This is a genomic window from uncultured Agathobaculum sp., from assembly GCF_963927765.1.
Classification (GTDB): domain Bacteria; phylum Bacillota; class Clostridia; order Oscillospirales; family Butyricicoccaceae; genus Agathobaculum.
In genome coordinates, this window is sequence record NZ_CAWVCU010000056.1 from 25,459 (window position 1) to 39,104 (window position 13,646).

18 protein-coding genes are annotated in these 13,646 nt (G+C 56.9%); 9 read left to right on the top strand and 9 right to left on the bottom strand.

The features are described 5' to 3' along the window. Positions 1-213: 213 nt before the first annotated feature. The 3 genes from ABGT74_RS04855 to eda are packed head-to-tail and all read right to left on the bottom strand — an operon-like array spanning position 214 to position 2,257. Entirely contained in the window at positions 214-1,239 is a 1,026-nt protein-coding gene (locus tag ABGT74_RS04855; RefSeq protein WP_346704694.1) for a sugar kinase, read from the bottom strand. Between the two features lie 33 nt (positions 1,240-1,272). Continuing rightward, positions 1,273-1,620 carry a VOC family protein gene (locus ABGT74_RS04860; RefSeq protein ID WP_346704695.1) on the bottom strand — a complete coding sequence of 116 codons (348 nt, stop codon included), beginning with the start codon at positions 1,618-1,620 and terminating at the stop codon, positions 1,273-1,275. Continuing rightward, the gene (gene eda, locus ABGT74_RS04865) at positions 1,613-2,257 is read right to left on the bottom strand and encodes a bifunctional 4-hydroxy-2-oxoglutarate aldolase/2-dehydro-3-deoxy-phosphogluconate aldolase (protein ID WP_346704696.1); all 645 of its coding nucleotides are present in this window, start codon (positions 2,255-2,257) and stop codon (positions 1,613-1,615) included. The genes ABGT74_RS04860 and eda overlap by 8 nt, the downstream gene beginning before the upstream one ends. A gap of 193 nt (positions 2,258-2,450) precedes the next feature. Here eda and ABGT74_RS04870 point away from each other — a divergent pair, with 193 nt between their 5' ends. The 7 genes from ABGT74_RS04870 (at position 2,451) to ABGT74_RS04900 (ending at position 6,756) form a co-directional block, all read left to right on the top strand. Beyond that, positions 2,451-3,230: an IclR family transcriptional regulator gene (locus ABGT74_RS04870; RefSeq protein ID WP_346704697.1), complete on the top strand. Its 780-nt coding sequence runs from the start codon at positions 2,451-2,453 to the stop codon at positions 3,228-3,230. A gap of 56 nt (positions 3,231-3,286) precedes the next feature. Next, on the top strand, positions 3,287-4,309 hold the full coding sequence (locus tag ABGT74_RS04875; protein ID WP_346704698.1) for a LacI family DNA-binding transcriptional regulator: 1,023 nt from the start codon (positions 3,287-3,289) through the stop codon (positions 4,307-4,309). A 27-nt stretch (positions 4,310-4,336) separates the two neighbouring features. After that, positions 4,337-5,110: an alpha/beta hydrolase gene (locus ABGT74_RS04880; RefSeq protein WP_346704699.1), complete on the top strand. Its 774-nt coding sequence runs from the start codon at positions 4,337-4,339 to the stop codon at positions 5,108-5,110. A gap of 2 nt (positions 5,111-5,112) precedes the next feature. Further along, complete coding sequence (locus ABGT74_RS04885) at positions 5,113-5,538, top strand: GNAT family N-acetyltransferase (protein WP_346704700.1); 426 nt, start codon at positions 5,113-5,115, stop codon at positions 5,536-5,538. A gap of 180 nt (positions 5,539-5,718) precedes the next feature. Beyond that, complete coding sequence (locus ABGT74_RS04890; protein WP_346704701.1) at positions 5,719-6,030, top strand: DUF2089 family protein; 312 nt, start codon at positions 5,719-5,721, stop codon at positions 6,028-6,030. A gap of 14 nt (positions 6,031-6,044) precedes the next feature. Then, positions 6,045-6,395, top strand: coding sequence for a hypothetical protein (locus ABGT74_RS04895; protein ID WP_346704702.1), 351 nt, complete (start codon positions 6,045-6,047; stop codon positions 6,393-6,395). Positions 6,396-6,417: 22 nt separating this feature from the next. Next, entirely contained in the window at positions 6,418-6,756 is a 339-nt protein-coding gene (locus ABGT74_RS04900; protein ID WP_346704703.1) for a hypothetical protein, read from the top strand. Positions 6,757-6,806: 50 nt separating this feature from the next. Here the strand turns inward: ABGT74_RS04900 and ABGT74_RS04905 are convergent, their stop codons facing one another. The 6 genes from ABGT74_RS04905 to ABGT74_RS04930 form a co-directional block, all read right to left on the bottom strand. Beyond that, positions 6,807-7,328 carry an HD domain-containing protein gene (locus tag ABGT74_RS04905; RefSeq protein ID WP_346704704.1) on the bottom strand — a complete coding sequence of 174 codons (522 nt, stop codon included), beginning with the start codon at positions 7,326-7,328 and terminating at the stop codon, positions 6,807-6,809. Between the two features lie 90 nt (positions 7,329-7,418). Further along, the gene (locus ABGT74_RS04910; protein WP_346704705.1) at positions 7,419-8,765 is read right to left on the bottom strand and encodes an MATE family efflux transporter; all 1,347 of its coding nucleotides are present in this window, start codon (positions 8,763-8,765) and stop codon (positions 7,419-7,421) included. Between the two features lie 85 nt (positions 8,766-8,850). Next, positions 8,851-9,303 carry a GNAT family N-acetyltransferase gene (locus ABGT74_RS04915; RefSeq protein ID WP_297283999.1) on the bottom strand — a complete coding sequence of 151 codons (453 nt, stop codon included), beginning with the start codon at positions 9,301-9,303 and terminating at the stop codon, positions 8,851-8,853. 23 nt (positions 9,304-9,326) lie between these two features. Then, a complete protein-coding gene (locus ABGT74_RS04920; RefSeq protein WP_297283998.1) occupies positions 9,327-9,896 on the bottom strand; it encodes a hydrolase in 570 nt (189 codons plus the stop codon). Beyond that, positions 9,886-11,223: an HD domain-containing protein gene (locus ABGT74_RS04925; protein ID WP_346704706.1), complete on the bottom strand. Its 1,338-nt coding sequence runs from the start codon at positions 11,221-11,223 to the stop codon at positions 9,886-9,888. The genes ABGT74_RS04920 and ABGT74_RS04925 overlap by 11 nt, the downstream gene beginning before the upstream one ends. Next, positions 11,216-11,431, bottom strand: coding sequence for a DUF896 domain-containing protein (locus ABGT74_RS04930; protein ID WP_297283996.1), 216 nt, complete (start codon positions 11,429-11,431; stop codon positions 11,216-11,218). Before ABGT74_RS04930 ends, ABGT74_RS04925 begins: the two co-directional genes overlap by 8 nt. 149 nt (positions 11,432-11,580) lie before the next feature. Here ABGT74_RS04930 and ABGT74_RS04935 point away from each other — a divergent pair, with 149 nt between their 5' ends. Continuing rightward, entirely contained in the window at positions 11,581-12,849 is a 1,269-nt protein-coding gene (locus ABGT74_RS04935; RefSeq protein ID WP_297283995.1) for an O-acetylhomoserine aminocarboxypropyltransferase/cysteine synthase family protein, read from the top strand. 378 nt (positions 12,850-13,227) lie between these two features. Beyond that, a complete protein-coding gene (locus ABGT74_RS04940) occupies positions 13,228-13,638 on the top strand; it encodes an Rrf2 family transcriptional regulator (protein WP_297283994.1) in 411 nt (136 codons plus the stop codon). The last annotated feature ends 8 nt before the right edge of the window (positions 13,639-13,646 follow it).

A 13,646-nucleotide genomic window follows, 5' to 3' on the forward strand; every position in this document is an offset into this window, starting at 1 on the left:
CTAACAGATTCTGACGACAAAATATATTATACTCAGGTTTTGTAAAGATGTCAAGCAGAAAATCCAATATCCTGCGATATTCTGTGGGAATTTTCGGAATAAACAGCAAAACACCCGTGCGTGGAGAGAAGCACGGGTGTTTTGCGTTTGTGGGAAAGGAGATTATCAAAATGATACGGCATTCCGGTAAAACCGGAACGGTTTGTGCAAAAATCAGCGCTGGATGCGGCCCGAGCCGTCGCCGCCGGCCAGCTTTTCAACCTCGGCAACCGTGACCATGTTGTAGTCACCCTCGATGGAGTGCTTGAGCGCGGAAGCCGCAACGGCAAACTCCACCGCTTCCTGCGTGCTCTTGCCGGTCAGCAGCGAGTAGATCAAGCCGCCGCCGAACGAGTCGCCGCCGCCGACGCGGTCGATGATGTGCAGCTCGTACTTCTTGGAGAAGCAGTATTCGTCGGAAGCAACATCATACAGCATGGCACTCCAGCCGTTGTCGAACGCGGAGTGGGACTCGCGCAGGGTGATAGCAACCTTCTCGAAGCCGAACTTGTCGGCCAGCTGCTTGGCAACCGACTTGTAGCCCTCGCGGTTGATTTCGCCCGCGTAGATATCGGTTGCTTCGGCCTCGATGCCGAATACGTCCTTTGCGTCCTCCTCGTTGGAGATGCAGACGTCCACATACTGGCACAGGTCGGTCATAGCCTCGCGCGCCTGCTCACGGGTCCACAGCTTGCCGCGGTAGTTCAGGTCGCAGGAGATCTTGACGCCGTGCGCCTTAGCAGCCTGGCAGGCTTCACGGCAGATCTCAACCACATTCGGGCCGAGTGCCGGGGTGATACCAGTGAAGTGGAACCAGTCAACGCCCTCGAAAATCTTGTTCCAGTCAAAGTCAGCGGTGGTTGCTTCCTGAATTGCAGAGTGTGCACGGTCGTAAATGCAGACCGAGCCGCGCTGGGAAGCACCCTTCTCGTTGTAGTAGATGCCGACACGGTCACCGCCGCGGGTAATCATGCTGGTATCAACGCCATAGCGACGCAGGGAGTTAACAGCTGCCTGACCGATCGCATGTGCGGGCAGCTTGGTGATGTAAGCCGCGTCCAGACCATAGTTTGCCAGTGAAACAGCCACGTTGGCCTCGCCGCCGCCAAAGGTGAACTCGAGGTGGTCAGCCTGTACGAAACGCTCGTAGTTGTACGGCTGGAGACGAACCATCAGTTCGCCGAACGTTACGATTTTCATATTCAAATCCTCCGTATTCCGTGTGTTTGTGAATCATCCCTGCTTGCCGACCAGATGGATCGCAAAGCCGCAGATCTCATCGGTCAGATAAATGGCGTTCAGGGTGCCGTCCTCCTTAAATTTAGCGGTGGCGTCGTTGAAGGTGAAGCCGCGCGCTTCCAGCTCGGTCTTGGCAGCTGCCACATCCGGGGTGCCAATGGCGATGTGGCCGTTTTTGCCCATATAAGGCTCTTTCATTAGTTCGATATCACCCGCGAAGAACGAGCTGTTGCCCTCCTTGACGGCAAAGCCGAACAGGGTCTGGAACATCTCGGCGGCCTTCTGCGCTTCTTCTTTATTAGCGGCATTGATGCCGATGTGCGCCAGCGAATACTTAGCCATTGCGCGCCTCTTTCACGATCTCGACCGACTTCTTGCACAGGTCGGTGATCTCATCCCACTTGCCGTTGTCGATTAGGTCAGCGGTGACCATGTAGGAACCGCCGCAGGCCGCAATAACCGGATTCTTGACGTAGTCCGCGAGGTTTTTCAGAGAGATGCCGCCGGTCGGCATGACCTTGAACATCGGGAACGGAGCGCTCATCGCCTTGATCTTAGCAATGCCGCCGGACTGTTCCGCGGGGAAGAACTTGAGCACTTCCAGACCGAACTTATAAGCGGTGTGGTAGTCGGTCGGGGTGGTGCAGCCGGGGAAGATCTGGATGCCGATTTTCTGGCAGTAAGCGACCAGCTCGGGGTCCATGCCGGGGGTGACGATGAACTGCGCGCCTGCCGCGACGGCTTCATCAATCTGGGCGGTGGTGAGCACGGTGCCTGCGCCGACCAGCATTTCCGGGAAGTTGTCGCGCATCAGCTTGATGGCGGTGGCAGCGCCTGCCGCACGGAACGTAACCTCCGCTACCGGTACGCCGCCTGCAATCAGTGCCTTGGCCAGCGGGATTGCGTCACGCTCGGGGTGGTTGAGCTTGATAACCGGGACAACGCCGATGGACTGAACCTTTTTTTCCATTTCATTCATTGCGATCTTCCTCCGTATTTCGTATTATGGAATGCCGTTTCATAAATGCTTTTGATGCTTTTATTATAAAACTTTACCGTCAGAATGCAAGAGTTTTTCCAAGACAATCTGTGCAAAGTTTCCCTTGTTTTTTTGGTGAAAATCCATTAAAATGGAACAAAGTTTTATAATGCGGAACGAAAGGGGCCTCGTTATGGCAGAATCCTCGTCTGTACAGTCGCTTGACCGCGCGTTTGACTTGCTGGAGCTGCTGTGCAAGAGCAGGAATGGGATGAGCATTGGCGCATTGTCGGCGGAAACCGGCCTGCATAAGAGTACGGTACATCGCCTGCTGTCGAGCATGTGCATGCGCGGCTATGTCCAGCGCGATGCAGCGACCAGCATTTACCGAGCCGGTATGCGTTTGTGTGAACTGGGCAGTTTTGTGATGGAAAACATGGATGTGGTGGAGCGTGCGCGCTGGCCGATGGATCATCTCAGCCGGGAAACGGAGGAGACGGTGCATCTGGTGATGCGGGAGGAAAACGACATCGTTTATATTCATAAAGTGGAAAGCGACCATGGTGCAATTCGGATGTTTTCGCGCATCGGTATGCGCCGTCCGCTCTATTGCACGGGCGTGGGAAAGGCCATTCTGGCTACGTGGCCGGATAAAGAGGTGCATGCCCTCTGGCAGGAGAGCGATATCAAGCCGTGGACAGCCCACACGATCGTGTCCGAGGATGCGTTTTTTCATGAGCTGGAGCGGGTGCGCCGGCTGGGCTATGCCTTAGATGATGAGGAAAACGAGCTGGGGGTGCGCTGCATTGCCGCAGCCATTCCGGATTATCGAGGACGTGCGTCCTATGCGGTTTCGGTTTCCGCGCCGATCAGCCGTATGTCGGATGAGCGCATCGGGCTGCTGCGCGGCCCGCTGTTGCAGGCATGTGATGAGATCGCGGCCGCACTGGGCGGCAGTATGAGCCGCGGATAAACCGGTTGCGGCTACGGCAGTCCCCACAGAAGGGACACGGGAATAGGAGTGAATGAATGGCAGTTACATTGGCGGAGATCGCGGCGCTGGCAGGCGTTTCGCGCGGCACGGTGGATCGTGCGCTCAATAACCGCGGGCGGGTAGATGCCAAGGTAGCCGCACGGGTGCGGCATATCGCGGTGGAAATGGGCTATCGTCCCAACCGGGCGGGCAGGATGCTGGCTTTGGCAAAGCATCCGATCAAAATCGGTGTGATCGTGCAGTCGGTGGAAACCATGTTTATGCATATGGTGTATGAGGAGACCCGCCGCGCGTGTGTGCGGCTGAAAAGCGAGGGCGCAGAGGTGCTGCTGCGTCCGCTGGAGGGGGTAGATGCGTCGCGCCAGCTTGCCGCGATCGACGAGTTGGTGGCGGCCGGGATGAATGGCCTTGCAATCACACCCGTAGAGGATGATACGGTGCGCGCGCGTCTGCGTGCCTTGTCGGAAGAGATACCGGTGGTCACATTCAATACGGATCTCTCGGAATCCGGACGCTTGTGCTATGTCGGACCGGACAATTATGCCTGTGGACGTGCTTGCGCGGGGCTGATGAACTTGCTGCTTGCAGGCGGCGGCGAAGTGTTGGTGGTGGCGGGACAGGAAAACAACCTGTCTCACCGGCAGCGGGTAGAGGGGTTCTGCGACGAAGCAGCGTCGCATTTCCCCGGCTTGAAGCTGCTGCCGCCGGAGACCTGCGGAGACGATCAGCAGCTTGCTTATGATATTGTATGCAGAACCGTGCGTGAGCATCCGGATTTGCGCGGCATCTATGTTTCGGTCAACGGACAGATCGGCGCGTGTGATGCGCTGCGTGAGTTGGGCTTGCAGGGAAAGGTGCATCTGATCTGTCACGACCTGTCCGAGGCGAACGCGGACAACATCCGCGCCGGTCTGATCGACTTTTTGATCGATCAGGACGCGCATTTGCAGGGCGTTCGACCGATGGAGCTGCTGCTGGATTATTTGCTGGTCGGGGAAAAACCGGAAAGCGATTGTATTTTGGCGCGCATTGATATTCGCAACCGATATAATGTATAAGCGCGGCGGCAGAGGAGGAATCGGCGTATGATGGAACAGGTTCGGCTGCCGCACGGCGTTTTGACCCATTTCGGCGCGGCGGCGGGGGAGAAAAAGCCTGCGCTGGTGATTTGTCCGGGCGGCGGCTATGAATTTTGCTCGATCCGGGAAGGCGCGCCCGTGGCGCGGGCGTTTGCGCGGGACGGCATCGAGTCGTTTGTGCTGGAATACGACTGTTCGGCGCCGCTGCTCGCCAGGCAGCCGGTGCGCACGCTGTCCGCGGCGGTTGCGTGGGTGCGGGAGAACGCCGCACGTTTTAGTGTGGATGCTGACCGCATCGCGGTCGGCGGTTTTTCTGCGGGCGCGCATCTGGCGGGTACGCTGGCCGCAGTTTGGAATAAGCCGGAGTGGTTTGAAGCAGGCACGGAACTGTCGAAGCATCGGCCTTTTGCGGCGGTGTTAGGATATCCTGTCGTTTCGGCGGGCGAATATGCGCACCGCGGCAGTTTTGTGCGTCTTGCGGGCGAGGATATAGCGCAGCAGCAGGCGTTTTCACTCGAAAAACTGGTAGATGCAGACACGCCGCCGGTGTTTTTGTGGCATACACTGACCGACGCGACCGTGCCGGTTGAAAACACGCTGTTGCTGGAAGCCGCGCTACGCAAAGCGGGTGTACCGCATGAGGTGCATTTGTTCCCGCACGGTGTACATGGGCTGGCGTTGGCGGATTTTGAAACCTACGACCCGGCGCGTGGCCGTCGTCCGGACCGGCATCTGGCCCGTTGGCAGGCGCTGTGTGCGGAGTGGTTAAAGGAGTTATGACCATGGAAATAGGACACACGCAGCCAACGGATCTGCCGGAGCTGCTTGAGATTTTTGCGAATGCGCGTCGTTTTATGGCGGAAAACGGCAACCCAAACCAGTGGGGCGACCATACGCCGACGGTAGACATGCTGAAAGCGGATATCGCGGCAGGATGCAGCTATGTCTGTGTGCAGGACGGACGGATCGCAGCGACGTTTTTCCTCTCCACGGCGGGTGAGCCGACCTACCGTGTCATCCGCGAAGGGGCTTGGTTGGACGACGCACCTTATGGCGTCGTGCATCGTATCGCCGCGGCGCAGCAGGGGCACGGTGCGGCGGCGTATTGTCTCGAGTGGTGTCTGGCCCGGTGCGGCAACATCCGCATTGACACGCACCGCGACAACCGGCCGATGCAGCGGCTGCTCGCGCGGCTGGGCCACACCTAGTGCGGACTGATTGATCTGGAAGAGGGGCGCGGTGAGCGGCTGGCCTTTCAGAAGCGGCTGGAAAAAGCATAAAATAAACCACCTTGAAAGAGGTGGTTTTCTTTTTGATAAAAATAAAATAAAAGATTGACTTTAATAAAATTAAAGCATATACTGAAAATAGAAAAAGGAGGTGGGTGCATGGCGATTGAGGTGGTGCCCGGCTGGATGGCGCAGCTGGAGGAGGAGGACGTGGCGTTTATCAAGCGGTTCGTGCTTGCGTCCGGTTCGCTCAAGCAGATTGCAGGCGAATACGGCGTGACCTATCCAACCGTGCGCCTGCGGCTCGACCGGCTGATTCAGAAGATCGAACTGGGCGAGCGGGAGGACGAGGACCCGTATGTGGCGCTTATCAAGCGGATGGCGGTGAATGATAAGCTGGACTTCGATACCGCGAAGATTCTGATTCACGCCTACAAACAGCGCCGCGCGGACGGCGCGGAGAAGGGATAGGGAGGTGCGTTTTTATGGCAACATTCGATACAATGGCAATCGTGGTGATTGCGGTCAATCTGTGTCTGTGGCTTGCGATTCTGGTGGGGATCGTCGCATTGCAGGTGTTCCTGTCACGCCGCAAAGCATGGTGGCCGGGGCTGGTGATGCCCGCGTGCACGCTGCCGGGTGTACTGCTGGTGCTGCCGAATGTATTGTTCAATGCGCTGTCTCAGGCAGAAAACGCGGGACAGGCGCTTCTGGTGGTGCTGGGTTCTGCGCTCTGCCTGCTGCCGACGCTGGTGCTGCTTGCAGTTTATTTTCTCTGCCGTCGCAGCCAAAAACACAAAAAGCAGCTTGATAAAATGAACATACAGGATCTGTAAAGTCAAAAAAGGAGGATGGATGATGTTTTTTCCGTTTCATATTTTGGTGCTGGTGTTGCTGCTTGCCGCGGTCATCGCCCTGCAAGTGTTTCTCTCGCGCCGCAAGGCATGGTGGCCGGGATTGGTGCTTCCGGTGCTGGAAGTGCTTTACTCGATTTTTGCAATCGCTTCTGCCATTGCCGGATATTATGAGGTATATGGCAAGGGTGTGCCGGTGACGGCGTCGCTGATCTGTGATACATTTCTTGCGTTTTTGCAGTGCAACATTTTTACATTGGTGCTGCTCGCAGTCTATTTTGTTTGCCGTCGCGGAGAAAAACGCAAAAGGCAGCTGGATAAAATGAACATACAGGATTTATGAACGCAAAAAACCGCCGTTTCGGACAGACGCATCCAAAACGGCGGTGATTTTTATGATTCGGGCAACGCTCTGCGGCGTGCGGGGGACAGATAACTGCCGACAGCGGCAGCCATTTCTTTGGAAGCGACCACTTTGTCGGCCAGCGTGACGATCCATGCGATACGTGTGCGCGGCATGGCTGCAAGAGGGAACATATGCCGTGCGATGGCTTCGCACTCCTCGCTCGAAAGGCCGAACATGCATCTGGCGCGCTCTGCCGCGATATGTCCATGCACAAAGGCATGCATGCGCATGATGCGCTGGATGCCGGAAAACCGGTGCAGATAGCGGCGGAACAAATCGCCGCGCCAGTCATAGCCAAAAAAGTCATGCAGCAGCGCTGCACGGACAACAGAAGCGGTTTCGTCCCCGGACAGACGCATCCGGCGGGCGATTGCATAAGCGGCTTCCGCTACGGCAACCGAGTGGTCGTATACCGAATTTTCGGCGCCGTGATGTTGAAACAGACGCAGCTGCTGAAAACGCGGGTGCTCCAGAATATGTCCCACAAGCTGCTGGATCTCGCTGTCCAATGGACTCACCCCTTTCGTTAGGTTCTGTCTTTATTATATGCCGCAGTCTGCACAAAAACAATGGGGGAATTGTTACAATATTGTGACATTTTACGGGAGCGGCTGGAGCAGCTGTCGGGTGACATGTCGGTGCAGCAGCAAAGCAGCGGCAAGACCGACGGCTTCGGCCAGCGGGAAGGAAAACCAGATGGCAGTAAGGCTGATGCGGGAGAGCACCACCGCCGCGGGCAAAATGACGATCAGCTGGCGGAGCAGCGCGACCCAAAGCGATTCACTGCTCCGTCCTAGACCTTGCATGCAGCCCGACAGGATGACCGAAGCGCCCGCAAAGCAGAATGACACGGAAATGATGCGGATGGCGGGCACGCCGATGGCAAGCATGGCGCTCGATGCATCGAACAGACGCAGCAGCGGCACGGGGATCAGTTCAAACAAGATCGTCCCCGCCGCCATAATGCCGACGGCCAGCAGAAGCGCATAGCGCGTGATGCGTTCGATGCGGCGGCGGTTTTTCGCGCCGAAGTTGTAGCCGATCATCGGAATGAGCGCGTTATTCAGGCCATAGATCGGCATAAACAGAAAGTTTTGCAGCTTGTAGTATACACCGTAAAAGCTGACGGCGGTCTGCGAAAACGGTATCAGAATGCGGTTTAGGCCGACCGTCAGCACGCTCAGCAGCGACTGCTGCACCGCTGCGGGCAGGCCGATGCGCACGATCTCGCCAAGGATGCCGCCGTCCGGTCGGAAACCGCGCAGATGCAGGCGTACATCATGGTTAAAGCGCACATTGATGAAAAAACCGATGCCCATGGCGATGATCTGGGACAGGACGGTGGCAAGCGCGGCGCCCGTCGTGCCGAGGGCGGGGCAGCCGAGCAGGCCGAAAATCATAATCGGGTCAAGGATGCAGTTGAGCACAGCGCCGATCAGCTGCGTGACCATATGATAGACCGTGTTGCCGGTCGCCTGCATCAGACGCTCGGCCACGAACAGCAGGAACACGCCGCATGAAGCGACGGTGACCACGGTCACATAGCTGGTGCCCATCTCGATGACGGCGGGTACGTCGGTGAACAGCGCGATAAAACCGCGGCCGAACAGCAGACCGAGTACGGCGAACACCAGCCAGAAGCACAGGGACAGGAATACGCCGTTGGCAGCGACCGCGTTGGCTTCCTCCTGCTTTTTCTGCCCGAGCCGCCGCGAGAGCAGCGCGTTGACGCCCACACCCGTGCCGGTCGCTACTGCAATCATCAAAAGCTGCACCGGAAAGGCGAGCGAGACCGCGGTCAGTGCGTCCTCGCTGATGCGCGCGACGAACGCACTGTCTACAATATTATAAAGTGCCTGCACCAGCATGGACAGCATGATCGGAAAGGACATCGTGATAATCAGTCGGCCTTCGGACATGGTGCCCATCTTGTTTTCTGCTGCCATCAAACCACCTCAATTCTATGTCCTATCATACCAGAAAATGCACAAACAAAAAAGACCTGCCGGAGCAGGTCTTTTGTTTGATGTTTTACAGCGCAACCGGGGTGTCAAGGATCATCTGTCGATATGGCAGATCCTCAAAACCGAGAATGTGGTAGAGCGCGGCGGCGCGCGGGTTTTCTTCGGTCACTTCCAGACGGTACCGCGCGGCAGTATTGTATTTCTCGTGTACCGCGGCAATCATTTTGCTGCCCACGCCCTTGCCGCGCATGGTTTCGTCCACCATCAGTTCCTCCAGCCAGACGCAGAGGCCGCCCGCTTCGTTCGACCACGTCAGCGCCAGCAGGCAGTACGCCACCGGCTGACCGTCCTCCTCTGCGATCAGGCAGTCGGCATACGGGCTGCCATGCATCAGCAGTTCAAAGGTGCGTTCCGCGTTTTGCGCGGGAATGTCATGGCAGACGGCAGGCGAGTGGTAAAACGCATGCACGCTGCGGATGAAATAGTCACGGTCGCGGGACTCGATCGACCGGATCAGCATAGTAAAACCTCCTGTTTTTTGGCTTATTCGCTTCTGTTTTCGTGCAGATACGTCGCTTCCAGATCGGAAAGATGCAGCTTGACGGCAAGCGGGTATTTCTCAAACGCATGCGCCAGCGAAAAACTGCCGCCGCGCACAGAATCGTCAAAGCCACCCATGTGCCAGCGCACTGCCATGGCCTCCTCGGTTTTCAGGCGCAGGAAGCGCTCGATCAGATAGACGGATTTTTCGCCGTGTCCATAGGGGAATTGGTCGTCGATTGCGTAAACCGGCACCTTTTCCCATTCGCCGCGGTCGTTTTTGCGGTTGCGCAGCTCGGTCTTGTAAAATCCGGCCTTGCACAGGTCGTGCAGGAGCGAGACAAGCGTAAAGCTTTCCAGATTATCGGTTTCCGGGTTATAATGCTTGGAAATCAACACGTTATAGACGTTGAGCGAGTGGTCGAGCAGACCGCCTTCATAGGCCGCGTGGAAGCGTGTGGATGCGGGCGCGGTGAAAAAGTCGGTCGTTTCCATCCATGCGAGCAGCTTATCCGCGCCCGGACGGTGAATATTTTTGTTATAGGTTTCGATAAACAGTTCTTTACTGGTCATGGTATTCCTCCATTCGGGCACGGGCATGTGCCAAAAGCGCCTTCCGCGTGTTGTCCAGCGTGCCGTCTACGACGGCGTCCAACAGGTCGTGCAGCATGGCCCCGATCGCAGGTCCATGTAGGCCGAGTGAGGTCAGGTCGTTCCCGTTCACCGCAAGCTGCCGCAACGACAGACAGGCATCCTGCGCGAGCACCGTATTCAGCCGTCGCTCGGTTTCCCACAGCGCTACGACGTTGTCCGGGTGCGTCCCTTGGCCGACGGCATCGCCCTTTTTGATCGCCAATAGGTCGCGGAAGCGGTTTTCACCGATCTGCACCAGCCGGCGGCGCACCAGCTTGTCGCTGTCGCCCAGCGAGCGGTCGTGCTGCTCGACCAGCAGCAGAATGCGTGCAATTTGTTCACTGGAAAAGCGCAAACGGCGTGTGAGCGTCTCCGCAATCTCGCGGCTGACCTGTGGGTGTCCGTAGAAATGTCCGACGCCGTTTTCATCCACGGTTTTGCAGGCGGGTTTGCCGCTGTCATGCAGCAGCGTTGCCCAACGCAAACAGGGTTCCGCAGGCACCTGCCCGACCGCGCGGATGCTGTGCTCCCAAACATCATATAAGTGATGCGGATTTTGCTGTGCGCAGTCCACCATCGGGGCAAGCTCGGGCAGCACTGCGGTCAAAATGTCGGAAAAGTCCCGCAGCGCCCGCGTCGCAAACCGACCGCACAACAAGCCGGTCAGTTCTTCGCGCACACGCTCGGCCGCAACGCAGGACAACCGGCCAACCTGTCGCCGCATGGCCGCAGCGGTTTCGGTTTCCACCGTGAAGCCAAGCTGAGACGCAAAGCGCACGCCGCGCAAAATGCGCAGCGCGTCCTCCTGAAAGCGTGCATCCGGGTCGCCCACCGCGCGCAGCACACCGTCCTGCAAATCGTCCAGACCACCATACGGGTCGCACAGGCCGCGGTCTGGGTGCCATGCCATTGCGCCGACTGTGAAATCCCGCCGCGCAAGGTCGGCGGTCACATCGGGCACAAAGCGCACGCCGTCCGGATGTCGCCCGTCCGAATAGCCGCCGTCCGCGCGGAAAGAGGTGATCTCCAGTGGGCCGTCGTCGGTTAAGACGGTCAGCGTGCCGTGCTTCAGGCCGGTTTCGAGCACGCGCTCTCTCGCGAATACCGCCTGCATCTCGGTAGGCTTGGCTGCGGTGCAAAGATCCCAGTCGTGCGGCTGGGCACCGCGCAGACTGTCACGCACGCAGCCGCCGACCGCCCATGCCTCATATCCGGCATCCTCAAGCCGTGCAATGGCGCGTGCGGCATGCGCGGGCAGATCAATCACGTTTTCCCTCTTTCTGCTGCAGCTTATAGGATGTGCCGTCCGGGTTGATCACTACGGTGTTGTCCAGCTGGGCTTTCAGGCTCTGGCGAAAGCCAGCAACGTATTCCGCGCGCAGCGCTTGCTGCTCCGCCTTTTCCGCATCGGTCAGTCCCTCGGTTTTTGCTTTTTTTGCGAGCGCGTTGATGCGCGCGATTTTTTCATCGGTCATAACCGTTTTCCTCCGTCAAATTTGGATATGCACTTATTATAGCAAACGGCGCGGGCAAAGTCGAGCAAAGGATGCGCATGCTTGACCGGATTTTCTCAGCGTGATACAATACCCTTGTGTCAAAAATCCTCGTAAAGGAGTTTTATCATATGAAGATGGAAACCAAATGCCTGCATGAGGGCTATAAGCCCGAGAACGGCGGTCCGGGCGTCATGCCCATTGTGCAGTCTACTACCTACCGCTTTGATTCGACTGCACACATTGCGGGCCTGTTCGATATGCCGACTGAGTTCATGTACTCGCGTTTTGCCAACCCGACCTGTGACGCGGTCGAGAAGAAGATCTCTTCCCTGGAAGGCGGCGCGGGCGCGATGCTGACCAGCTCCGGTCAGGCAGCCAATCTGCTCGCCATTCTCAATCTGTGCTCGGCGGGCGACAGCTTCATTGCTGTTTCCACCATCTACGGCGGCACGATCAACCTGTTTGGTGTAACGCTCAAAAAGTTTGGCATCGAGTGCATCTGGGCGGACGCGGAAGCCCCCGCGGAAGAGGTGCAGAAGCTCTTTAAGCCCAACACCAAGGCGGTGTTTGGTGAAACGCTGGCAAACCCCGCGCTGACCGTGTTTGACATTGAAAAATGGGCGAATATCGCGCACAAGAACGGCGTGCCGCTGATCGTAGACAACACCTTTGCCACCCCGGTTCTGTGCCGTCCGTTTGAGTGGGGCGCGGATATCGTCACGCACTCGACCACCAAGTACATGGACGGTCATGCCGTGCAGGGCGGCGGCGTGATCGTGGACAGCGGCAAGTTCGACTGGGCCGCTTCGGGCAAGTTTCCGGATTTCACCGAGCCGGACGAGAGCTACCACGGCGTTGTCTACACGCGCGACTTCGGCAATCTGGCCTATATCATCAAGGCGCGCATGCAGCTGATGCGTGACTTTGGCTGCTATCCGGCGGCGCACTCTGCTTTCCTGCTCAACCTCGGTCTGGAGACCCTGCCCGTGCGCATGAAGCAGTACTGCGAGAACGCGCTGACGGTTGCAAAGCATCTGGAGAAGTCGGATAAGATCGCTTCCGTGCGCTATCCTGCGCTGCCGGGCAACGAGCAGTATGATCGCGCGCAGAAATATCTGCCGCTCGGCACTTCGGGCGTGATGAGTATTGATATCAAGGGTGGCCGCACGCCTGCCATGAAGTTCATGGACAGCGTAAAGCTGGCCTGCAACGAGGTGCATGTTGCGGATATCCGCACGTGCGTGCTGCATCCGGCGAGCGAGACCCACCGTCAGCTGACCGACGAGCAGCTGGTTGCGGCGGGCATTGAGCCGGGTCTGGTGCGTCTGTCTGTTGGTTTGGAAAATGTCGAGGATATCATTGCTGACCTCGATCAGGCGCTGGCGCAGCTGGATTGAGCGTAAGCTGGTTGAGTATTTGAAAAGAAGAGTTTATACAAAGGAAGGCCGCATCATGCGGCCTTCCTTTGTGTTGGTGTGCATATCAGGTTGAAATAAGTCACATGGCTGATAAGCCGGATTGGCAAAAATTTTAACGACTTATATATACCGGAAAGCGGTGTATAGCTTGAAAATTCATAGACATTTACTCGAATATATGATATACTGACCCTGTTGGACAGCATTTTGTCCACAATGTGAGTAGAAGAAAAAGTTGGATTTATTGAGAATTTATATTAATTAAAAAAATATATTAAATTTCATAAAATGCTATTGACATTTCCGTGGAACAATACTATACTGAGGATGTTCCAATGAGAGAAAGGAAGGAACAGTTTGAGAATCACACATGAAGCGGATTATGCAATCCGCGTGACCTATTGCCTGGCGCTGGCAGGGGGCAAACAGTGTGCAAAGGATGTTGCAGAGTCGGCGGGCGTAACGCTGCGCTTCGCGCTCAAAATTTTGCGCAAGTTGACCCAGTCCGGCATCACCAAGTCCTATAAGGGCGTGGCAGGCGGGTATGAGCTCAATCGGCTGCCTTCCGAAATTTCGCTGGGTGAGATCATTGAATGCATTGACGGACCGATTGCAATCAATCATTGTCTGGCCAATGAATTTCAGTGTACCCGAGTAGGCAACCGGAAGGAATGCGATTTCCATCGCGTGTTCTCCGAGATCAATCGGTCTCTGCGGGAGCAGCTTTGTTCCATTACGATGGATCGTTTTCTTCCGTCCCCAAAATAAACCATTTC